6 protein-coding genes and 1 tRNA gene are annotated in these 3,944 nt (G+C 68.9%); 5 read left to right on the forward strand and 2 right to left on the reverse strand.

Annotated features, from left to right (window positions below; translation table 11 throughout):
• Nucleotides 1-32: 32 nt before the first annotated feature.
• Both H5J33_RS26485 and H5J33_RS26490 read left to right on the forward strand, forming a co-directional pair.
• Nucleotides 33-245, forward strand: a complete 213-nt coding sequence (locus H5J33_RS26485) for an excisionase family DNA-binding protein (protein WP_181797371.1) — start codon at nt 33-35, stop codon at nt 243-245.
• Nucleotides 245-1,414: a site-specific integrase gene (locus tag H5J33_RS26490; RefSeq protein WP_181797372.1), complete on the forward strand. Its 1,170-nt coding sequence runs from the start codon at nt 245-247 to the stop codon at nt 1,412-1,414. Before H5J33_RS26485 ends, H5J33_RS26490 begins: the two co-directional genes overlap by 1 nt.
• A 49-nt stretch (nt 1,415-1,463) precedes the next feature.
• Here H5J33_RS26490 and H5J33_RS26495 read toward each other — a convergent pair.
• Nucleotides 1,464-1,537, reverse strand: a tRNA-Gly gene (locus tag H5J33_RS26495).
• Nucleotides 1,538-1,785: 248 nt separating this feature from the next.
• Here H5J33_RS26495 and H5J33_RS26500 point away from each other — a divergent pair.
• From H5J33_RS26500 to H5J33_RS26510, 3 genes are all read left to right on the forward strand, one after another.
• Nucleotides 1,786-1,944, forward strand: a complete 159-nt coding sequence (locus H5J33_RS26500; RefSeq protein ID WP_181797373.1) for a hypothetical protein — start codon at nt 1,786-1,788, stop codon at nt 1,942-1,944.
• Nucleotides 1,945-2,046: 102 nt separating this feature from the next.
• Complete coding sequence (gene dcd, locus H5J33_RS26505; protein ID WP_030620657.1) at nt 2,047-2,622, forward strand: dCTP deaminase; 576 nt, start codon at nt 2,047-2,049, stop codon at nt 2,620-2,622.
• 13 nt (nt 2,623-2,635) lie between these two features.
• A complete protein-coding gene (locus H5J33_RS26510; RefSeq protein ID WP_181797374.1) occupies nt 2,636-3,139 on the forward strand; it encodes a phosphoribosyltransferase in 504 nt (167 codons plus the stop codon).
• Between the two features lie 60 nt (nt 3,140-3,199).
• Here the strand turns inward: H5J33_RS26510 and H5J33_RS26515 are convergent.
• A partial coding sequence (locus tag H5J33_RS26515; RefSeq protein ID WP_181797375.1) for a Yip1 family protein occupies nt 3,200-3,944 on the reverse strand: 745 nt, incomplete at its 5' end.

The following is a 3,944-nucleotide window of genomic DNA, read 5'->3' on the forward strand; positions in this document are numbered from 1 at the left end:
ACCGCGACCAGCACGGAAGGAGACCTCGCAGCATGAACGACCGCTACCTGTCCGTGGACCAGGTCGCCGAACTGCTCGGCACGACCGCCCGCTTCCCCCGGCGGCTGATCGAGGAGCGGCGCATCCGGTACGTGAAGGTCGGCCGGCATGTGCGCATCCCGGAGAGTGCGGTCGAGGAGTTCATCAGGGCCCGCACGGTAGAGCCGCTGAGGCGTCCTCGTACGCGTTACGGTCGGGCCGCCTGATGGCCAACAACAAGGGCAGGCGCCGCCGTTTCGGTGCGATCAGGCGGCTTCCCTCCGGCCGCTATCAGGCGCGGTATCCCGGACCGGACGGTGTGATGCGCCCGGCGCCCGAGACCTTCGCGACGATCGCCGACGCGGACGACTGGCTCGCGGAGAAGCAGACCGAGATCCGTCGGGGAGAGTGGCGGGACCCCGAGGCCGGTGCGGTGGGCTTCCGGGTCTACGCCGACAAGTGGGTGGAGGAACGGGAACTGGCCCCGCTCACCCGGGATCTGTACCGCTACCTTCTCGACAAGTACCTGGCCGCCTTCGCCGACTCCGACCTGGACGAGATCACGGCGCCGCTCGTGCGTGAGTGGCGGGCCGAGCGGCTGCGGGTCACCAGGGCCAAGACCATGACGGCCAAGGCGTACCGCCTCCTGAAGGCCATCATGGAGACGGCCGTGGATGATGAGCTGATCACGCGCAATCCGTGCCGGATCAAGGGCGCCGGCAAAGAGAAGGCGGCCGAACGGCGCATTGCCACCGTGGCCCAGGTCGACGCGCTCGCCGAAGCGGTCGGGATGCGGTGGCGGCTGATGGTCTACCTCGGCGCCTACGGCCCGATGCGGCCGGAGGAACTGGCCGGTCTGCGCCGCCGGGACGTCGACCTGGAGAACCTGCGGATCAGGGTCCGCCTTGCCGAACCCGAGCGGATGAACGGACGTCGCGTCCGGGGCGACACGAAGTCGGAGGCGGGGACCCGGACTGTGATTCTTCCCGCGTTTCTCCGCCGGGAGCTTCGCTGGCATCTGGAGTCGTATGCCGAGCCGGGGCCGGACGGGCTGGTCTTCGTGGGGGAGAAGGGCGCCCCGTTCCGCCGTAGCACCTTCGGGCGGAAGTGGCGTAAGGCACGGGAGATCGTCGGCATGCCCGAGGGCTTCCGGTTCTACGACCTCCGGCACACCGGGCACACGCTCTCCACCCGGTCCGGCGCCACCCTCAAGGACACGATGGTCCGCGCCGGGCAGTCCTCCGAGAAGGCCGCGCTGATCTACCAGCACTCCGACGAGGAGCGCCAGGAAGAGGTCGCCGCCGGCCTCGACGCCACCGTTCGGAAGGCCCGGGCGGAGGCCGCCAAGAAGAGGGCCGACAAGTCTTCTGGCACGGATCTGGCACGCGACGACTGATCGCCGGACACAACAACAAGGCCCAGGTCTCTGACCTGGGCCTTCAGCATGGAGCGGGTGACGAGAATCGAACTCGCGCTCTCAGCTTGGGAAGCTGATGTTCTACCATTAAACTACACCCGCGTATGTGCGGACATGGGGTTCGGAGAATCCCTTGTCCGGACGCTCGCTCACTCTACATCATCGCGGAAGTGTGGTGGGCCGGTGCCGGGGAATCGGGGTGGGATCCGGCTGCGGGCGGCGTGAGTTGGGGCGTACCGTGGGGGCCGGAGTGCCGCCTGGAGAGTCGTCTCTTTGATCCCGTAATGTGGCTTTTGGCGTCCGGGCAGAACGCCGGACGCGGCTCTTGGGGAAGGGACTTGAGGGACTTGATGCAACGCACCGTCGTCCGCTGCGCGGACGGGCACGTCTTCAGCACCGCTTCGTTCCCGATGCAGCAGGCCGAGCGGCTCGGCCCCGGCCGGCTCGTGCGGTGTCCGCGATGCGCCCGGCTGCGGAGCGCGGTGCCTGTCGTGCTGGAGAAGCGGTAGGCGGGAGAGCAGGTCCGCACCGGCCGTAGCCGGGGTGTGACCGGGAGCGCGCGGTGCCGTCGTGATTGCGATGGTTCCGCGCGCCTTGCGTATCCTCGCTACGTGCTTCTCTCAGACAAGGACATCCGGGCCGAGATCGACGCCGGGCGGGTACGGATCGATCCCTATGACGAATCCATGGTGCAGCCCTCGAGCATCGACGTGCGGCTGGACCGTTACTTCCGGGTGTTCGAGAACCACCGCTACCCGCACATCGACCCCTCCATCGAGCAGGCGGACCTGACGCGGCTGGTGGAGCCCGACGGGGACGAGCCGTTCATCCTGCACCCCGGGGAGTTCGTGCTCGCCTCCACCTACGAGGTCATCACGCTGCCCGACGACCTCGCCTCGAGGCTCGAGGGGAAGAGCTCGCTCGGGCGGCTCGGGCTGGTCACGCACTCCACCGCCGGGTTCATCGACCCCGGCTTCAGCGGGCACGTCACCCTGGAGCTGTCCAACCTCGCCACGCTCCCCATCAAGCTGTGGCCGGGCATGAAGATCGGGCAGCTCTGCATGTTCCGGCTGACCTCGCCCGCCGAGTCCCCGTACGGCAGCGAGCGCTACGGCTCGCGGTACCAGGGGCAGCGCGGGCCGACCGCCTCGCGGTCCTTCCTCAATTTCCATCGGACCCAGGTGTGAGGGCGACTACAGCATGAGCAGCGCAGACGTGCGGGAGAACCTGACCTACGAGCGGTTCGGCACCGCCATCCGGGAACTGGCGCAGACCATCGCCGACGACGGGTACGAGCCCGACATCGTGCTGAGCATCGCCCGGGGCGGTGTCTTCGTCGCGGGCGGGCTCGCCTACGCCCTCGACTGCAAGAACATCCACCTGGTCAACGTGGAGTTCTACACCGGTGTGGGGACCACCCTGGAAATGCCGGTCATGCTCGCCCCGGTTCCCAACGTGATCGACTTCTCCGACAAGAAGGTCCTGATCACCGACGACGTCGCCGACACCGGCAAGACGCTCAAGCTCGTCCGCGACTTCTGTCTGGACACCGTCGCCGAGGTGCGTTCCGCGGTGGTCTACGAGAAGTCCCACTCGCTCGTGAAGTGCGAGTACGTGTGGAAGCGGACCGACGACTGGATCAACTTCCCCTGGAGTGTCGAGCCGCCCGTCGTGAAGCGGGCCGGGCAGGTTCTCGACGCCTGAGCCCGGTACGGACGCGAAAAGGGCCCCCGGCTGCCGGGGGCCCTTTGCACATGCCGAGGCTCAGAACGTGCCGAGCTTCACGATCGACAGCAGCGCGATCAGCTGGATCGCCGACGCCCCCAGCGCCCTCGGCCAGGGCAGGTCGTGGGAGCGGGAGACCATCAGGGTCAGCAGGACGCCGGCGCCGATCCAGGTGGCCCAGCCGAGGATCTGGACGAAGCCCGCGTCGCCGCCGAAGAACATGGCGACGATCAGCCGGGGCGCGTCGGTGAGGGCCGTGATCAGCATGGACAGGCCCACCGTGGGCTGCCAGGCGCCGTCGCCGCCGAGCTGGCGGGCCAGGGTGTGGGTGACCGCGCCCAGGACGAACAGGCCCAGCACCATCACGACCGCCGTGATCAGCACGATCGGCACCGCGTTGGACAGCGTCGCGCTGATCGCGTCCTCGCGGGCGCCGTCGAAGCCGAAGACGGCGAGCAGGCCGTAGAGGAAGGTCACGACGAGGGCGGGGATCCACATCGTGTAGTCCCGCATGCGCAGGAAGGTCTCGTTCGGGGCGAGGACGATCCCCTTCAGCAGGTCCTTCCAGTGCAGTGGCGGGCCGATCGGGGCGGCCGGCGCGGGGGCCGAGCCGGCCTGGTAGGTCGCGCCCTGGGTGTAGGTCGCGGCCTCGTCGACGGAGAACGCCTGGGTGTGGCCCGGCTGGTCGGCCGCGTAGGGGTCGTGCGCGCCGTGGCCGCCGCCCGGGTAGCCGCCGTCGCCGAAGTACTCCGGGCCGTCGTCGGCACCGGCGCCCGGGTAGCCG

Source organism: Streptomyces sp. WELS2, assembly GCF_013870595.1.
Classification (GTDB): Bacteria; Actinomycetota; Actinomycetes; order Streptomycetales; family Streptomycetaceae; genus Streptomyces.